The sequence below is a fragment of the Faecalicatena sp. genome, from assembly GCF_058819085.1.
On sequence record NZ_JBZUUL010000019.1, the window covers coordinates 26,652 to 45,256 of the forward strand.

An 18,605-nucleotide genomic window follows, 5' to 3' on the forward strand; every position below is an offset into this window, starting at 1 on the left:
CAGTATAACATGAAATATGTGATAATGCAATAAAATAGAGAGATGACATCACAGCCTCTCTCTCAAGATCCGGGAAAAACAAATGCAAAAACGGCTGCCGCTTCGATAGGAAGCGCAGCCGTTATACTCATAATTAAGACAATGCTTTTTTAAGATCCAAAAAATATAGCTCCTGCTGTTTTTTCAGAAACCCCTTTACAAAGGGCTTCATAAATAGTTTTTTGGCAGTCACATCCTCGGTAAAATCGATCTCTGTACCGCCGTCCTTTTCCGTAAAAATGCCTGTCCAATGCCCCTTCATATTCTCGTTTTCCATATCAAACTCGTACCGTTTATATGGTTCCTTCACCGTAATGGTAAAGCGGGTCGCATATCCTGCCTTTGTGTACTCAATAAACCGGTTCTCATCTACGATCTCGATCTTACTTAGGTCACTGCGCCACGCATAATCTTCGAGCGAAGCTACCACCTCCCACACTTTTTGAATCTCACTTTTAAAAACCGCCTTCCTATTAGAAACTGCCATATTTTTGTCCCCTTCTTTTTTATTCTGGATCACAGACCGGCCGGAATTACCGGGAGCCAGTACTCATACTCGCAATCGTTAGGATCAGCCTTGAGATACACTTCCACATCCGGAATCTCTGCATATTCATAGCCGGACGAGGGAAGCCATTCGGTGATCACACGCCGTTCCAGCTCCTGTAAGCTCTGATTCGTCCCCTTCCCGGTAAACACTGCCCACAAAGCATCAGGAAAGAGATAAGAGTCCAGTCTCTCTTCCATTTGAGGAGTTTTTGAAGAACTGACCGCTATCAAATACTTCCATTTATCCGTATGGTGTACACTGACCCCCAATAATCCCGATGGCTGTCCGTCCATGTATAAAAGCAGACGGCCCAGAGTACCATTTGAAAGCGCCTGATCCCACATCCTCGGAAGCTTTTCAAAGTTCTTCTCCAGATCCTCGTCAAGCGGACAGGAAACTCCCAGAATACGGAAGCCCTCCTTCTTCTCCATCCTAAAATCCAGTTTTTCTGCCCCCTTCACAGACATTGAAAAATGAAGTGCCGGGTAGGCTGCCGCCGGAGCCAGTCCCTTTTTGACCATGGATGGGGATGCACCGTGAACACCCTGGAAGGCACGGTTAAAGGCAGTGGGGGAATTGTAACCATATTTCAGGGATATATCCAGGATTCTCTGGCTGCTGTTTATAAGCTCTACTGCTGCCAGGGACATCCGCCTTCTTCTTATGTACTCTGATAAGGATATATCCGCCATACCAGCGAACATCTTCTGGAAATAATAGGCCGGAACACCCAGTGTTTCTGCCAGTTTTCCGTAATCGATTTCTTCTGTAATGTGCTGTTCTATATATTCCACTGCCTCGTTCAGGCAATCCAACCAATCCATAATGCTTCTCCTCATTCTCCTATTTTATAGCATCTCCAATTTTGGCGCATCTCTTTTTCCATACAAATAAAGAGAGCTTCTGCTTCGCCGTCATGAAAACATCCTGTCTTTAGATCATTGTATCGTCCCGTAACGTTTCCGCCAGCTTATTCCGCAGGATCTTTCTTCCTCCGAGATAATACGCAAATCCCACGAAGCCGAAGATCGCAAGCAGGAATATCAGGACAGGGATCACCGGAGCCTCCCTGATAAAGATCATGGGGTCAAGATAGCTTGCCTTTGTCATAGCCCAGGACAACACCACCGCCAGCGGAAGTGTCACCAAAGCCGGACGTCCGGCAATCACCAGCGCTTCTATACAAAACACCTTTTTAATCCCGCCGGGTGTCATCCCCACGGACAGATAGCGTGCAAACTCTCTTTTGCGCTGCCGCACAAATCCCAGTGTATTCGAGAACACATTGCCGATTCCAATGATGGCAAGAAGGATACAAAAGCCGCCGAATATCAGCATCGTTCCATCGATCATCTTATCATTGGCAATCTTATCCTGGATACGGTTCTCAGTCTCAATCTCATATCCGCTTCCAATGATCTTAGTGATCTCTTTCTCCTGCTTCTTAAGCTCATCTAATGTCACACCTTCTTCTGCAAGAACCCGGATATAAGAGTCCTCTTCTGCCCCGCCGATCGTTTCCCCGATCTGTTTCCACAGGGAAACCGGAAGAAAATGTACCACCTCATAGTAATCCAGAGTTCCATATTCTTCCCGTAAAACCGGGGTCTCCTGTGTATAGGAAAGCACAGGGATCTCTGCTGACTGTTCGGCTGCCTCTGCCTGCACAAGAGTGGTGGTCTTTTGTGTGTCGTTTAAGTATGGAACATAATCCGGATTACGAAAGTCCGGATTACGGCTGTCTCTTACCCGGTTTAAGATCACTGCACCGTCCAGCTTATGTTCTGCCCCAATCTGCTCACAATATTCCAGAAAGCCTGCGTCATCCATTATGACGACCGGGGCATTGACCAGCCATCCTGCGTCGCTTGCTGATACACAGGTCTCATCTGCATTCCTAAAACCGCCCAGGGCTTTGAATTCCTCACTGACTGCTTCCTCTGTAAGCATCCGTTTCGCTGCTGCCTTCTGATATACCGTAAGGCTCCTCACCCCGGAAAGCTCTTTCAGCGTCTCTGTCTTATCAAATGTATCGATTCCTGTATCCTTCACCGTTACCATCACATCCCAGGCATCCTGGTATTTTTCAAAATAGGTCATTCTCGTACTGATACCTGACAGTGTAAAGAAACACTGCATCAGGGTGAACGCCAAAAAAGAAAATGTCAGGGATATCGTAGCGGTGCGCCAGGCCTTTTTCTGCGCCTTTAACGCATTTGCTGCGATTTCTCCTTCCAGGCCGAACAGAAGAGACATCAGACGGGATCTTTTCCTTTTTTTCAGCTGCATCTCCCCTGTATTTCTTATGGCTTCAAGGGGTGTCAGGCGGCTCATTTTCCTTGCCGGATACCAGGCGGAAATCCAGATCGTAAGAACCGTGATCACAAAAGTAACTACAAAAACCAGGGGATGATATCCCCCCACCGCCTCATGCCGTCCGGCTACCATGCCTCCGGCTATGACGTTGGTCACTTCCATGGTTCCGATTCCCAGCACGATCCCTAATAAATTCCCCAGTACAACGGGAACAGCGCACAATGCCGCTGCCTCCTGCAAAAGGCAGGTCCTGATCTGCGCAGGTGTGGCTCCGATGCTGGAAAAGATGCCGAACTGATGGATCCTGGCATTCATGGAAACCGCAAAGGAGTTATGAATGATCATGACCAGTGAAAAACAGGCCATCCCCGTGATCACCAAAAAAAACGGAAACACCAGCCGGGGCGCCGGATCCTGCGGGTCCCGGATCAGGTACATCGCCAAAAGTGAATGGTGGCAGGTGACTGCCTCAGGTTTTACTCCCGCTAATTCTGCGATCCGGGGCAGATCTTTAAGAATCGTCCTCATATCGTGAAAATAGAGGTCTGCCACAACATTCTGCCCTTCTGTTAATTCTTCATTGACTGAAACCTTTTCTATATTGGGGTAAATCTTTACTGCATCCAGGGTCTTCTCGTCCAGATTCCCCTCGATCCGCCCCTGCCAGCTGCCCTCCTCGATTTCAATCCTCTCGATATCATATTTCCAGAAATTGTAAAACAAGGTGCACAAAAGGGACAGAAACAGTGCGGAAATGAACGCTGCCACCATGACGGAAATACTGGACGAACGGTTATTCTTTATATAACTTCGGGAATAATCTTTCCACATGCGGCTCACCCCCGTTTCCGGTCACTGATGATGCGGCCGTCCTCAATAGTCACGATACGGTCTGCCTCCAGCGCAACCTTCTCGTCATGGGTGATCAGAAGAATCGTCTGATCCAGATTCCTGTTGGACATTTTCAGCAGATCCACGATCTCTTTTGAATTCTTCCGGTCCAGGTTGCCGGTCGGTTCATCCGCCAGAAGGATCGCGGGGCGGTAGATCAGCGCCCTTGCAATGGCTGTTCTCTGCTGCTGTCCGCCTGACATCTGGCTGGGAAGGGCATCCAGTTTATCCTGGATCCCGAGTGAGGTTACCACCTCCTCAAAATACCGGGGATCCACCTCTCTTTTATCCAGCAGAAGAGGCATTAAAATATTCTTTTTAACAGTAAGTGTTGGGATCAGATTATAAAACTGATAGACCAGCCCTACCTTTCTGCGGCGGAAAATCGCTGCCTGGGTGGGATTCATGGAGGATATATCCGTTCCGTCCACCAGGATCTTCCCTTCTGTAGGCTGATCCACACTTCCCAGTATATGGAGCAGGGTGGATTTTCCCGAACCCGAGGCGCCGACGATGGCAACAAATTCACCTTTTTCTACCGTCAGATCAATGCCTCTAAGCGCCTCCGTCTGATTGCTTCCGCTTCCATATGATTTCTTAACTCCTATGCATTTTAAAACTTCCAAATTCATCTCTCCTTTCTCTAATAGGCCGCAGGATTTCCTGCCGCTTTATTATAGCAAAGAAAAATGACAGCTCAGTGACTGTAGATCCTGATTTCAAAACAGGCGCCCCCTGACGGCAGATTCCGGGCTGTCAGACTGCCTCCCTGCAGCTCAAATATGGAATGGGCCAGTGCCAGCCCGATTCCCATACCATCCTTTCCTGAGCTCTTCCCCCTGTAAAACCGTTCAAAAAGATGGGGGAGATCTTCCGGGTCAAACCCCGGCCCCTCATCCCGGATCAAAATTTCCGTGTACAGAAGATTTTGGGAATAATCACAATGGATCACACTCCCCCTCGGTGAATGCTCCATGGAATTTTTCATCAGATTGATCAATGCCTCCATTGTCCATTCCATATCCCCCTGAAATCCTGCACAGCTTTTATCCGGGATCTCTACGCGGACCTCTTTTTCGGCCAGCAGCTCTTCCAGATTATCAGCCGCCAGATTCAACACGGTATATACATCCACATCAGAATGCTCCAGTTTTAATGTGCCCGAATCAATCCTGGAGAGGGTCAAAAGAGCCTCCTCCAGTCTGTTTAAGCGTCCCAGCTGATTTTGGAGCGTCTTAATATAAGGATTGGAAGCCGACTTTTCCATAAGCTGCAGGGACAGAAATGCCGCGGTGAGAGGCGTCTTGAGCTGGTGGGCGATGTCAGCCAGATGGTCTGCAAAGCGTTCCCTGGCCTTTATGGCAGCCTCTCTTGTTGCATACAGGCTGGTAACTGTTTTATAGATCTCATCCTGCAGATGGGAAAATTCATCCTCTCCTGCCTGGAACATGGTGCCGCCGGCTCCAATATTGACCTGTTCCAAATACTTCGTAAGCCCTGATATTCTTGCCTGTTTTCTCTTTCCCCTGAACCAGACAGACAGAATAAATACTGCCGATATCAAAACAGCAGTAAACAATGCCGCCGCGGCCCCCTGATATCCTGTCCCTCCGGCAAAATCCTCACTTGTATACCCGTATTGTTTTAAAAATACATCGCCTCCTGTTAGCTTACCTTCCCCGTAAGTATACTCTTTCAGGGAAGAAAGAAGCAGTTCCCCGGCTTTTGGATCCTTTTCTAATATGATCTGAGACAGGGATGATACGCTTCCAAAGGCTGCCTGCTCATAACGCTGCTGCCATATGTTATTTAAGATCAGGATCCCTGCCAGGCAGACCAGTACCGGAAGCCATATCATAAGCATCTGTTTTCTTCTTTCTGTCATAGCGAATCCTCCATGCGGTATCCAAAGCTCCTGATCGTCTTGAGACAGGCAGGACGCCGCAGCTTCTCCCTAAGCCGCTTGACGGTAACCGTCAGGGTATTATCATTTACAAAATTCCCATTGCTGTCCCATACCTGCTCCAGAAGCTGCTTTCTTGTGACCGTTTTCCCCTTATTTTCCATTAAAAGCCGTAGGATCTGGTATTCGGGCTGGCTTAAGATAATTTCCTCATCTTCATAAAAAGCAGACATTTTTTCGGTGTCAAGAATCAGAGCATCACAGTAAAAACGAGTATCTTTCTTCTGTCCGGCACGCCTAAGCAGGGCAAGGATACGTGAATGCAGAACCTCCAGTTCAAAAGGCTTTGTCACATAATCATCTGCTCCGTTTAGAAATCCGCCGACCACATCAGAAGAGTCCCCCCGGACTGTCAGGAAAATCACCGGAAGTAACGGCCACCTCAGACGAAGCCAGCGGCACAGATCACTCCCCTGGCCGTCAGGCATATTCCAGTCCAGCAGAACAAGATCCGGCTGCCTGCTAAGCAGTGCAGTCTTTAAGTCTGCGATCGTCCAAAAGATGCTGACCTGGCATTCCTCCTGTTCCAGATATTCCTTTACCAACTGTGCGATCGTCTCGTCATCTTCAGCGTAGTATAGATTGATCATGATTTATTCTCTCTTTTCATCTCTCGTTTATTTGATATTTTTCTACAAAACTGTATCCAACATACTAATTGAATACCGCTACCGGTAAAACAGAACGAAGAAAAACCCGTAAAAGTCCAGTAAGTCTGCGCTTTTACGGGTTCTTCTTCAATCTCCGCTCCACTAATATACTTACAATCTAGTAAAAGCTTTGGCATCTGGCTTCATTCTTATAATTAATAAGTTATGATTCCTGCTCCTCATTTACTAATTCAGCATACCATAAAATTTGTCGTTTTTCCAGCTAAACAGCCTCTGATGGCCTGTACCAAACTAAAAACCACACTACTAAATGCGAACCAAATCAGCTGCCCAGTCTCTGCACAAGTGCAAGGATCCTCCCCGCACAGATTCTAAGTGATTCTTCCGACAGAATCCCCCTTTCTAAAGCTTCCCTTATATTATGGTCGTCCTTCTGGCTTCCCGGCATAATAAGGTCATTTCCTGCGTCTATACATTTATATGGAATACTGCCATCCTCCGGAACGGTTGTATTCCAGTCAGACATAATAATACCATCAAATCCCCACTCGCCCCGCACAAGGGCCGTGCACATATTCTGATGATTAGCAGCGTGAATGCCATTGATCAAATTATAAGATGACATGATAGCTGCGGGTTTACTGCTCTTTACCGCAATTTCAAATCCCCTGAAATAGATTTCACGGAGTGCACGTTCGGAAACGCAGGCATCCACCCCCATCCGATTATCCTCTTGGTTATTACAAGCCAGATGCTTCAGGGTTACCCCACACCCTTTTTTACTCTGCACCCCCCGGGTAACAGCAGCAGCTATCATTCCCGTCAGCAGAGGATCTTCTGAATAATATTCGAAATTACGCCCGCAAAGCGGATTTCTATGGATATTCATTCCCGGCGCAAGCCAGAGATTTACATGAAATTCCTGCATTTCAGAAGCGATCGCTTCACCAAATTCCTCCATCAATGGCAGGTTCCATGTCTGGGCCAGCGCAGTACCAACCGGAAAAGCCGTACAGTATTGATAGTAAAGATCCGCATTTTCATGATATTCCATGGGCTCCAGATATCCATTATCCACGGCCCCAAGAACCCCCATGCCATACACCGTATCTGATGCTTGGTCCACCTCATAGCTTTGGCGTAAACGCAGTCCTGCCGGACCATCTGCCATAATTAAGGAAGGGATGCCGTCTGTTTCCCAAAGCTGCTTTGTTGTCTCTCCCGCAGAACCCGGTACCCTGACACCTGACGAACCAAGCGTGCTCGTCCCCTGGGTAATATTTCCATATAAAAGCGGTATCAGCTTTTCAACCACTTCTGTATCTGCATATTGTTGCTGGTATTCCCGTTTTTCTTCCTGCTGCGGCACATAGGAAAACTCCGGGATATTCTGCCGTCCTGCTTTTATCAGCCATGCCGCTTCTTCTGCTGATTCAGCCTCCCCCATCCGTAATTCCTGAAACACTTCTTTCGGCTGAAAGACTGCATTCGTTCTTTCTATCACCGCTGATTCTGAAACATTAATCAATGCTGCAAGTTTGAGTGACGCAGAATGCTCCCCGATCCACACCCCGTATATACCTTTTTCAATGATCCATGCATGCATTTCCTCTGAGTAGCTTGCAAGCTGCTTTTGTGCAATCGTTATGTGGACAGACTGTGTTTTTTGGGGCTGAATTACATCCGTCTTTGCAAACCCGGCCAGCCTGTGGTATTCTTTTTCCATTCCTGTCCGGGGCAGTGTTATATAGCTCTGCACGACTTCTTTTCCCGCATAGGAATCTCCGGTATTCTTAACCAAAATGTCCAGACCGATATTGGTATGCTCCACTTTTAGATCTTGAAACTCCAGTTCAAAGGATGTATAAGAAAGGCCATATCCAAAGGGAAATAAAGGTTTCACCTGAAAACTGTCAAAATATCGGTATCCGACATAAATACCCTCTTTATACTCTTCTTTCTCCAGATCTCCATTCAAATAACCAAACGATTCCGCAAAAGGATAATCTTCATAATGTTTCGCCCATGTCGAGGTAAGCTTCCCACTCGGCACTTCCTGACCAAGCAGTACATCTGAAACAGCATGGCCGCCTTCCTGACCAAGCTGGGACATATTCAAAACAGCGCGTATATTCCCCGCCTGCTCCAATAAACCGGTCAGTTCCACTGCCCCGCCTGCATTTAGAATTAATACGATCGGGAGATCCTGTTCATTGAGATACAGAATATCGTCTTTTTCCCTTTCACTCAAGTAATAATCCCCCGCTGTCCTGCGCCGGTCTTTTCCTTCCCCCGATATACGGCTGATCACATAGACCACGGCCAAAGCTCCATCCACATCGTCTGAGGAAACCGGCCTTCCCTGCGGAAATTCAAATGGATTGGAGGCATAGGCATCAAAAGGATTATCCACCGTCTTTACATCATCCAAGATCTTTTTCTTCCATTGTGCTCTCGCATCTTCATAACGGTTATCGTAATCTTCTAACCAGTCTTCGCTGACAATGACGACACCGGCCTCTTTTAATCCTCTATATATGGAGATATTTTCACGGCTGTTTACATCGCCTGATCCAATCCCTCCCTTTACTGTTTTTCGTGCCCCATTCCCTAATAATGCAATCGGCCATGAAGATCCGAGGGGAAGTATCCCTTCATTTTTTAGTAACACGATCCCCTCAGCAGCCGCTTTCCTCGCAAAACGGCTATGCAGAACCTCCCTCTTTGAAGGTTTGTTATCCAATGTTCCACTATGAACCCATTTACTTTTTTTCATATCATTTCCTTTTCCTTATTCTTTTACACCGCCAAGTGTCACACCGGCAATGATGTACTTAGAGAGCAGGAGATATACAATAATGATCGGGACAATCGCCACCATAATCATCATATAGATCTTACCCATATCAAAGTTCATATAATCTGCCCCTCTAAGTGTGGCTATTAGAATCGGTACTGTCATTTTATCCTTTGACTGTAATACCAGGGCCGGCACAAAGTAATTGTTCCATGACCCTACAAACGTAAAGATCGCCTGAACTGCAATTGCCGGTTTCATGATCGGAATTACTACCTTGTTAAATGTATGGTATTCTCCGGACCCGTCGATTCTCGCCGCCTCAACCAATGACAGGGGAAGAGAGGATTGGAGATAGCTATACATAAAATAGAATACTGCCGGTGAGGCAATAGATGGAATGATTAAAGGCAGCAGACTGTCATACAGTCCCATATTAGTAATCAGCCGGAGGAATCCCATTGCCGTAACCTGTGTTGGCATGACAAGGATTGCCATGATAAAGGTGAATGCTATTTTCTTCCCTTTAAAATCATAAGCATACAATCCATACGCTGTCAAAGCCGAAAAATAAGTACAAATAGCCGCCGAAAAGCCTGATACAGTCAAGCTGTTTAAAATGCCGCGAAACATCGGGAAGGTTCCGTCATTTGCCACGCTTTTCAGATTATCCAGAAAATGTGTTCCGGGAAGTGCGGAAAATCCCTTTTGCAGATCCGCATGAGATCTTGTCGCATTGATGATCAATACATAAAAGAAGAAAAGACACAAAAATGCTAAAAGTATCAACACTGCATGAATGATAAAATTCCATACCCGATTGCCAGATTTTGCTTTCACAGTTTATTTCCCCCTTCTTTCTTCTTTTGCTCTTTTTCTCGCTGCTTTTTTTAATCCATCCGGATCATTATCCACAGTCATCCTATAGACAAAGAAGCAAAGAATCCCACTGACAATGAACAGATAAACGGATAACGCGCCTGCCATGCCATAATTTTTACTCCTCAGATGGCTGTTAAGGAACATGATCAATGTCATAGCACCACGGTCCGGATTCCCCTGACCATTTGTCAGTATTTGCGGCACATCAAACATCTGAAGGCCGCCAATGATAGATGTAATCAGCGTATATGCAAGAATCGGACGTATCTGCGGAAGCGTGATGTAAAAAAATCTCTGAATGCCATTACATCCATCCAGATCAGACGCTTCAAAGACGTCCTGACTGATTCCCATAATTGCAGCCATCAGCATAATTGTGGTATTGCCAAACCACATTATAAAGTTCATCATTCCAACAAGCGTCCTCGTCCCAAACACAGATCCCATAAAATCAATGGGATTCTTCGTCAGGCCAATTGACATTAAAATAGAATTCATGGGCCCGTTTGTTGAAAACAATGTAAAAAACAGCAATGCAAATGCAGATGCCATAATCAGATTCGGCAGATAGATCACTACTTTAAAAAACTGTTTCCCCCGGATCTTAAGCCTCATATCCGAAAACCATGACGCAAGAACCAGTGCAACTATAATCTGAGGAATAAATCCAATCAGCCACATGATCAACGTGTTTCCCGCATACTTGAACATATCTGACTTAAGCAGGCTGACATAGTTTTCAATTCCTATAAAATTAGGGCCTATTTCCTTAATTCCGGAACGATAGTATTCATAAAAGCTATACCGAACCGTATCCAGCAGAGGAATCAAAGAAAAGATAAAATATGTCAGAAAAAACGGGATAATAAAAATAATTCCCCACTTTGCATAGCTCACACTTTTTTTCCTTTTTTTCATAAACAACCTTTCCTTTCCATATAACACAACTGCGGGGCACTCATGCCCCACAGTTGTCAGCTGTTACTCTGGCCACTGAACTTCCGTGATATCCGGGTAACGTTCTTTTATTGCTGTTTCAAAGTTTGATTTCGCTTTATCAAAGGTAACCTTCCCCTGTAAGTAATCACCGAATGTATTCTGAATCAATTCAACACAGCCCTGGTCATAAGCAGAAAGCGGTGCAATTTTGATATTCTCTGCCACAGGAGCAAAGTAAACAAATGGATTCTGTCCTCCAAGGAACTCTGATGAGAAATTAGCATCATCTTTTGCCGCATCCTGCATTCCGCTCTTCGTATTTGTAAAATCAGCATAATCTTTTGAGATCTTTAACAGATTTTCTTTTTCTGCTGTCATTGCAAGAATAATGTCTTTTGCATGTTCCATATTATCTGTCCCCGTTGCTGCATGGATATAGGAACCGCCCCAATTGTATTCCTGCGGCGGATTGGTAACTGCCCAGGCACCTGTATCCCCATCCCAGTTTGGATCCAGCACAAAATCAATTCCCCATGCCGGAAGAAGAAATGCAAATACATTCGACTGTGACCCCATCGCCTTATTCCAGTCATCGTTCCACTGGCCTTTTACAGTTGCGTTAAAATAGCCTGCATCAAGCCATTCTTTCGAGCTGTCCACCCAGTTCATGATCTGCTTGTCCACTTTTATGATGCTCTCACCAGGTGTGACCCAGGATTCTGAAATGCTGTTGCCGTACAGGCGGAAGGTATCTGCATAGGAAGAGAACATATAGTATCCTTTTGCTTTCATCTCCTCTGCAGTAGCTTTTGTCGTATCCCAGTCTTTTACTTTCTCTCCCACTGCCTGCGGATCATCAGTACCAAATACATCTTTAGCGATGTCCCGGCGGTATACAAGTGTCCCCGGGCAGCACTGCCATGTAGATCCCCTCTGGACCCCATCAATATCGGAAGCTGTTGTTCTGGTAAAATCATACTGGTCTGCAAGGTCTTTATCCGGGTCGATTCCAAGTTCGGTAAGAGGCATTGCAGCATCAACATCTTTGTCTGTATACTTATTTACATAGTCCGTCTCCGACAGAAAAATATCCACTTTATCATCCGCTGCAGCGTCTGCCTGTTTTAAGAGGGCTTCGTCTAATTTCTGCTGGTAGACACCATCCTGATTCGGATTGATCACCCAGTGAATCTCTGTACCGTCCTTTAAGGTTGTAACCGTTCCGTCATCAGACGTTTTCTTCACCTCCGGGTATACAGCTTCAAGACGTTCACGAAATTCGTCATTCCAGGAATATATATTAATGACTTTCCCTTCGCCTGCATCGTCTCCGCTTTTTGCAGATTCAGATGAACCCCCGCATCCGGCCAGTGATGCTGCCATTGTTGCTGCCATTAAAATTGCTACGACTCTCTTTTTCATAATTCAATCTCCTTTTCAATTAGTTTTCCCTTTGTCATAGGCGTTTTTTCATGAGCCTGAGCGTAAGCCTTGCATTTCTTAACAGTTACGCTTGTTTCATTAATGATACTTTATCATGAATCTTTCTGTGATTATATTATATTTCAAAACAAAATATCAAAATCATGACACCGATTTATCGTTGTCAAAATATAAAAATCATGCCATAATATAAGTAAAAAAGAAAGGGTGGACCTTAATATTATGAGCATATCTAAGGAATGGTACCGTACAGAATATCACTCCAGTGAACTGGAAAAGAAGCACCGCTCACCTAGTATTGAGTATTCTTTTTATAATGCTGTGAAGAATGGTGATATGGATGCCGTTATCCAAAACTGCCGTGAAGATGCTTTTACGAATATGGAGGGAACCGGCACGCTTTCCAGCAACCCTCTCACTAATATAAAATATCATTTTGTTGTCACTGCTGCAATGCTGACCAGATACTGCATCGAAGGCGGGCTGGAGCCGGAACAGGCATACCGCCTGAGTGACTTCTATATACTAAAGATGGACTCATGTTCCAACATCCAGCAGATCGGCAACCTTCATCATATCATGGCAAAAGATTTTACCGGTAAGATGATCCTGCAGAAAAAGAGTTCCGTCCTCTCCAAACCTGTGATGCAGTGTATTGACTATATCTACAGTCACATTAAAGAACGTATTACCATTCAGGCGCTCGCTGAGTATACCGGCCTGTCCACAAGTTATCTGTCCCGAGTTTTTAAACAGAATCTTGGAGTCTCCATAAGCGATTACATTCGCGAGAAGAAGATCGAGAAGGCCTGTCATCTGCTGCGTTACTCAGATAAGCCCGTGATTGATATAGCCAATTATCTTGCTTTTTCCTCACAAAGCCACTTTATTCAGACCTTTGAAAATTTTATAGGCCTGACCCCAAAGAAATATAGGGACAAATTTTATAAATCGCTGTGGTAGACCGCTGCTGTTCACACCCGCGTGCGCGCACAGTAACGGTAAATCTCCTGATCTGCCTGAACTGTTACCCCAGTGTCACACTTATTTGATGCAGGCTGTCTGCATCCAGTGTTTTGATCTGCTCTTTATTCAGACATACTTTCACGTCTGAGAGCCGCTCAAGGCATTCACTTCCGCAGACAGCCTGCATGATCTTATATTCACCAAAATCCAGTCTCTGCGGATTAGAAAAATGTATCTGAAACCTTTTTCCCGCAAATTCTGTCTGTAATACCGCATTTCCGTTCTCATCAAACTGCTCTGCCATCAGTGCCGGAGCCACCATAAGATCTCCCAGTTCTCCCCTGACACCAAATACTTCGGTAATCATCGTCAGCATATACCAGCTGGCTGCACCTGTCAGGTATGGATACATCCCTCTGCCGTTATTGTCGAAATATTCCGGAAGCCCCGGGTAGATTCTGCTGCTTTTAAATTTCATTGCTGTATCCAGCAGTGCCCGCATCGCCTTGTGTCCTTCTTTTGCGTACCCCCGTTTATATAGTGCGTTTGCATACATAACTGCCATATGGGAAAAAACGGCTCCATTTTCCTTTTCTCCATATGCAAAACCGAACATTCTGCCCAAATCAAATTTCTCTTCCTTAAAATCTGTATTCAGGCGGTAACCGCCGGCCTTTTCATCATACAAATATTCATCTGCACTCTCACATATCTTTTGTATCTGTTCCATTTGTGCAGTTCCGCTCATCATTGCAAACACCTGCCCTGTCAGCATCATGCGGACATTCCCGCTTTGGCACCCTTCAACTTGTTTTCCATGATTATCATAGTATCCGTTGAACCAGCCCTGCCCTTTTGAATTCGATATCCATTCCTGTTTCCTGATATGTTCCATCAGCCACTTGGCCTTTTCTTCTATGTTCCTGCTGACTTCCTCTATGTCTACAATTATCGTATTTCCACTGATATTATGTATGCAGCGCATTTCATAGGTTTCCAGAATACGATTTTTTTCATCTGGATCTTCATATAACTGTTCGTTTCCCACCAGCAGACAGCTCATTTCTTCTGCAAGTTCAATATATTCAATACCACTGATATCACGCATTTTTCTCATGTATGCGGCGATCTCTTTTAGATTGCCGGCATAGGCACAGGTAAACGCGACACTCTCCCCCCGTTCCTTTGCCATATCCAGTGCATCATTCCAATCAGCACCATGAAGCCTTATCTGGTTGTGCTCTCCAACATCATAAAACGCGCATAGATTTTGTAATAGTATATGTTCCAGAATGGTGCCAAAATAGACCTCGTTTAAAATGGTACGCTGCCGGTGTCCATATGCCTCATCCCACTTCCGGTCAAGCTTTGTCCCCCGCTGTACCTGGATATCTTTAAAGTATGTAGTCTTTTCCAGCAGAATATCTAAATCTCCTGTTTGGTCTATGTATAGTTTCGTTGTCATAAATGGCCAAAATGCGTGATCCATCCAAACACGTGTGATATTATTTCTGTCGGCAGTAAACTCTCCCTGCTGACTTCCAATAATCGTCGCATTCGTTCCGTCCATTCGGACTCCGCCATAATGATCTACGATCATTTGCCGAACAGGGGTTGGTTCCATAAATAAAAGTGCCAGACAGTCCTGCCACAGGTCTCTCCATCCGCGTCCTCCTTTTCCGTAGTCATGATATGGAAGGAAGGAGCACCCGTAGATTCTTCTCAATATCGGCTGGAAGCAGATCCATTTCAAATAATTGTCTGCATCACTGCTGTTTGTCTGAAATTCTACGTTCACTTTCCGGATCCAGTATTGTCTGGTTTTCTCCAGTGCGTCTAACACCTGTTCTTTTGTTTTGAGGGCCGAGACAGTTTTATCAATCATCTCCATCCCCTCCGCCACTCCGGCAAGCACAATATAACCGGTGCTTTCTCCTGGTTTTAATACCGTCTCCAAATAGCGGATGCCTCCCGCTGCTTCTTTTCCCTGAATCTTTGTCCCCGGCCGATCTCCCTTCTTTTCGGTCCTTACTGCTTCTGGTATCAGATAGCTTCCACCCTCGCCCAGCAGTTTTTCAACTGTGGGATAGAAATCCTCCGGTCCTTCCCCTGCCTCTGTGAATCCATAAACATAATAACTCGTATCATTTTTTTGATGCCCGCGTTCATCAAATGATAAGACAGGTGTAACAATAACTCCATTGTCTGTTGTGCGGATTCTATGCAAAAGCGATGTCACATGCCTGTGATCCCGAATATTATCTGCACTTCTCCCAAAAATCGGAAACACTGCGATCGGTGTTAGTTCCACATTTTTGTCAGTTACATTTTTTATTTCGACCAGAGTCACTTCCACATTTTCATCCTTTGGCACAAAAGAGGTCACGGCTGCCTCTAATCCATACTTCTCTGACTTTCTGCTTATTTTCTGCCACATAAACCCGGCTTCCAATATACTCTCGTCCTGTGCCTCTGTAAACTTCTGCCCTTCTTGTTCTGCGGACATTCCGCATACGGACCAGCTGCCCTTTCCCTTGATTCTGCACCAAAAATTTCTAGTGCCCCGATTGTTATGGAGGTTCTCTACACTCACTGGTTCTAACAGGAAATGGTTCTGATCCAGTTTACTGTCCCCTCCCAGATTAGGGGTGATACTGGATTTTAATCCGCCTTCACCCGCAAGAGGAAAATACAGATAGCTGTAGTTCTCAGGATCTCTGATCTGAAATGTTCCGTCTCTATCCAGAAATTTAATTTCTTTCATCCCTGCCCCTTTCTTATGACATATAAAATTCGATTTCCGTCTCCTGCTTCAGCCGGGACTCCGGTATATAGTTTCCTTCCATCTTTTCACCGTTTACGAAAAGTGCTTTGCAGCCTGTCTCCAAATGCCCGGGATTTTTTACAACAATATGCAGATGACACCCTCGGAAATCTTTTTCGATCTCAAATTCCTCCCATTCTTTTGGAACAGATGGTGAAATACGAATCCCGTAAAAGTCCGGGCGCATCCCCAGAATACCTTCTACGCATCCTACCATAACGGTAGAAGCCGTTCCCGTCAGCCAATGAACATGCGACCGTCCAAAGTGCGGGCTTGCTATGCCTTCTGTAAACTGCCCGTAACAGTATGGTTCCAGCCTCCGGATATCGGCTCTGTCATTCTGAGCGGCCGGGGCATTTTCAATAAAATAAGAAAACGCTCTTTCTCCATGCCCCTTAAGAGCCTCAGCAAGAATAATCCAGCCTTGTGACTGTGAGAAAATACCCGCATTTTCTTTTGTCCCTGCATTATATATCACCGCGAGTGCTCCCTCAAATGCATGTACATGGTATGGCGGGTCCATCAGGATCGCCCCATACTCTGTATTGAGTCTTTTATATACCTGATCCAGTGCCAGTTCAGCCTGTTCATCCGTTGCAAGCCCGCTTATGACAGACCAGCTCTGCGGATTCAGCCACATGTTTGCTTCCGGATCTGTGCGCTTTCCAATTACTTCGCCATCCTCCGTAAAACCACGGATGAAGCGGTCTTCGTTCCAGCACAGCTTCTGGATCACCTCTCCAAGTTTCTGCTGGCTTTTTTCTAAGTATAATAGATAATCTGAATCTTTTTTATACTCTGCAAACTCCTTTAAAATCGTCATGGCATAATAAAACTGCAGTGCAACGAATGAAGATTCCCCCTCTTTTCCCAGCCTGAGGCAGTCATTCCAGTCCGCATATAATCCTGCCGGCATTCCATGTTTCCCAAGATGGTTCATGGTAAAGTGAATGGCCTGTTTGAGATGCTCATACACGGTTGCTTCACCGCAATTTGCATAAGGAATGATTTCATCTATAAACTCAACATTTCCTGTTTCAGATACATATTTATATACAGTGGGAAAAAGCCACAGTGCATCATCTGCACGATATGCCGGATGTCCCGTCTCCTGCACATAGGATGTATCTTCCGGCGTATCTTCCTGTCCCGGATGATGTGTAAACTTCACAAGCGGCAGTCCGCCTCCGTGATCTACCTGCGCCGAAAGCATAAAGCGGATCTTTTCCAGAGCCATCTCCGGCGCCAGATGAATGATGCCCTGTATATCCTGAACGGTATCCCGGTAACCATATCCGTTACGAAGTCCGCAGTATGTGAACGATGCTGCACGGGACCAGATAAATGTCATAAAGCAATTATAAGCATTCCACGTATTTATCATGGTATCGAATTCCGGACTCGGCGTCCTGACCTGAAAATGTGAAAGCTGCCCATGCCAGTAAGCTATTAATTCTTTTAATTCCTCTCTGCAGGTTTCTTCTGTTTTTTCATATCGCTTCATAATATCGGACGCTTCTTTATTATCTTTCATTCCAACGAGAAATGCAATTTCTTTTGTCTTACCCGGCTCAAGGCGAATAATTGTACTTAGCGCGCCGCAGCCATTCTCATTATAGTTTCCTTTGTCACTCAATTTCCCCTCAAGTACTCCGACCGGGCTGCCATACCCATGATATCGCCCAAGAAATTCTTCTTTGTCTCCGCACCAGGAAGATACCTTTGCTCCTGCAAGGCCCAAAAAGCGGTCGGACACATTCTTGTCATCCACTTTTGTTCCGTCATCCAGCCGGTCCAGATTTGCATGGATCATCTGGCGGACTCTGTTTTCACAGAATATAGTCTGTGTAATAAATTGGGAATATTGCAGATTCACCTGATCCTGTTCGTAATTATTATTGTTTGTGAATTCTGCATATCCCGTAACCGTAAGCTCTCTTACTTTATCCGAATGATTTGTAAGACTCAGGCTCCACACTTCATATTCCTGTTCTAACGGCACATAATACCTTACTTCGGAATGAATTTCGCTGTAATCAGCCCTTATCTTTGTATATGCAGTTCCATGACGGCATTCACTCTTATATAATTCAAGATCCTTTCCAACCGGCTGCCAGGATGCAGACCAATAATCCCTGGTCTCATTATCACGGATATAAATATATCTTCCCGGCTCATCAAACTGATTAAAGATATATCTCAATATCCTCCCATTTGCTCCTGATTTTGCAAAACTATAGCCCCCTGCATTATTTGATACAATCGCTCCGTACTTCGGTGAGCCGAGGTAGTTCACCCACGGCGCAGGTGTATCAGGCCTGGTTATTACATATTCTTTTTTCTGTTCATCAAAATATCCATATTTCATAGTTAAACTTCTCCTT

General features: G+C 45.3%; 13 protein-coding genes. 1 reads left to right on the forward strand and 12 read right to left on the reverse strand.

Annotated elements, in window-relative coordinates; translation table 11 throughout:
• Positions 1–133: 133 nt before the first annotated feature.
• The 10 genes from AC4OGX_RS09250 to AC4OGX_RS09295 form a co-directional block, all read right to left on the reverse strand.
• On the reverse strand, positions 134–526 hold the full coding sequence (locus AC4OGX_RS09250; protein ID WP_493330007.1) for an SRPBCC family protein: 393 nt from the start codon (positions 524–526) through the stop codon (positions 134–136).
• Between the two features lie 29 nt (positions 527–555).
• Positions 556–1,413 carry an AraC family transcriptional regulator gene (locus tag AC4OGX_RS09255; protein ID WP_493330009.1) on the reverse strand — a complete coding sequence of 286 codons (858 nt, stop codon included), beginning with the start codon at positions 1,411–1,413 and terminating at the stop codon, positions 556–558.
• Between the two features lie 109 nt (positions 1,414–1,522).
• A complete protein-coding gene (locus tag AC4OGX_RS09260; protein WP_493330011.1) occupies positions 1,523–3,736 on the reverse strand; it encodes an ABC transporter permease in 2,214 nt (737 codons plus the stop codon).
• A gap of 5 nt (positions 3,737–3,741) precedes the next feature.
• Complete coding sequence (locus tag AC4OGX_RS09265; protein ID WP_493330013.1) at positions 3,742–4,422, reverse strand: ABC transporter ATP-binding protein; 681 nt, start codon at positions 4,420–4,422, stop codon at positions 3,742–3,744.
• A 71-nt stretch (positions 4,423–4,493) separates the two neighbouring features.
• Complete coding sequence (locus tag AC4OGX_RS09270) at positions 4,494–5,681, reverse strand: sensor histidine kinase (RefSeq protein ID WP_493330015.1); 1,188 nt, start codon at positions 5,679–5,681, stop codon at positions 4,494–4,496.
• Entirely contained in the window at positions 5,678–6,349 is a 672-nt protein-coding gene (locus AC4OGX_RS09275; RefSeq protein WP_493330017.1) for a response regulator transcription factor, read from the reverse strand. Before AC4OGX_RS09275 ends, AC4OGX_RS09270 begins: the two co-directional genes overlap by 4 nt.
• A gap of 343 nt (positions 6,350–6,692) precedes the next feature.
• A complete protein-coding gene (locus tag AC4OGX_RS09280; RefSeq protein ID WP_493330018.1) occupies positions 6,693–9,146 on the reverse strand; it encodes a glycoside hydrolase family 3 protein in 2,454 nt (817 codons plus the stop codon).
• Between the two features lie 15 nt (positions 9,147–9,161).
• Positions 9,162–10,007, reverse strand: a complete 846-nt coding sequence (locus AC4OGX_RS09285; protein WP_493330019.1) for a carbohydrate ABC transporter permease — start codon at positions 10,005–10,007, stop codon at positions 9,162–9,164.
• A 3-nt stretch (positions 10,008–10,010) separates the two neighbouring features.
• Positions 10,011–10,967 carry a carbohydrate ABC transporter permease gene (locus AC4OGX_RS09290; RefSeq protein ID WP_493330021.1) on the reverse strand — a complete coding sequence of 319 codons (957 nt, stop codon included), beginning with the start codon at positions 10,965–10,967 and terminating at the stop codon, positions 10,011–10,013.
• 63 nt (positions 10,968–11,030) lie between these two features.
• Positions 11,031–12,410, reverse strand: a complete 1,380-nt coding sequence (locus AC4OGX_RS09295) for a carbohydrate ABC transporter substrate-binding protein (protein ID WP_493330023.1) — start codon at positions 12,408–12,410, stop codon at positions 11,031–11,033.
• 243 nt (positions 12,411–12,653) lie between these two features.
• On the opposite strand from AC4OGX_RS09295, the gene AC4OGX_RS09300 reads away from it, so the two are divergent.
• Positions 12,654–13,394 (forward strand): AraC family transcriptional regulator, encoded by a 741-nt coding sequence (locus AC4OGX_RS09300; RefSeq protein ID WP_493330024.1) that lies wholly within the window; start codon positions 12,654–12,656, stop codon positions 13,392–13,394.
• 64 nt (positions 13,395–13,458) lie between these two features.
• On the opposite strand, the gene AC4OGX_RS09305 is transcribed toward AC4OGX_RS09300, so the two are convergent.
• Together AC4OGX_RS09305 and AC4OGX_RS09310 are read right to left on the reverse strand one after the other, a co-directional pair.
• Positions 13,459–16,161 carry a GH36-type glycosyl hydrolase domain-containing protein gene (locus AC4OGX_RS09305; protein WP_493330026.1) on the reverse strand — a complete coding sequence of 901 codons (2,703 nt, stop codon included), beginning with the start codon at positions 16,159–16,161 and terminating at the stop codon, positions 13,459–13,461.
• 13 nt (positions 16,162–16,174) lie between these two features.
• Positions 16,175–18,589 (reverse strand): glycoside hydrolase family 94 protein, encoded by a 2,415-nt coding sequence (locus tag AC4OGX_RS09310; protein WP_493330029.1) that lies wholly within the window; start codon positions 18,587–18,589, stop codon positions 16,175–16,177.
• Positions 18,590–18,605: the final 16 nt, after the last annotated feature.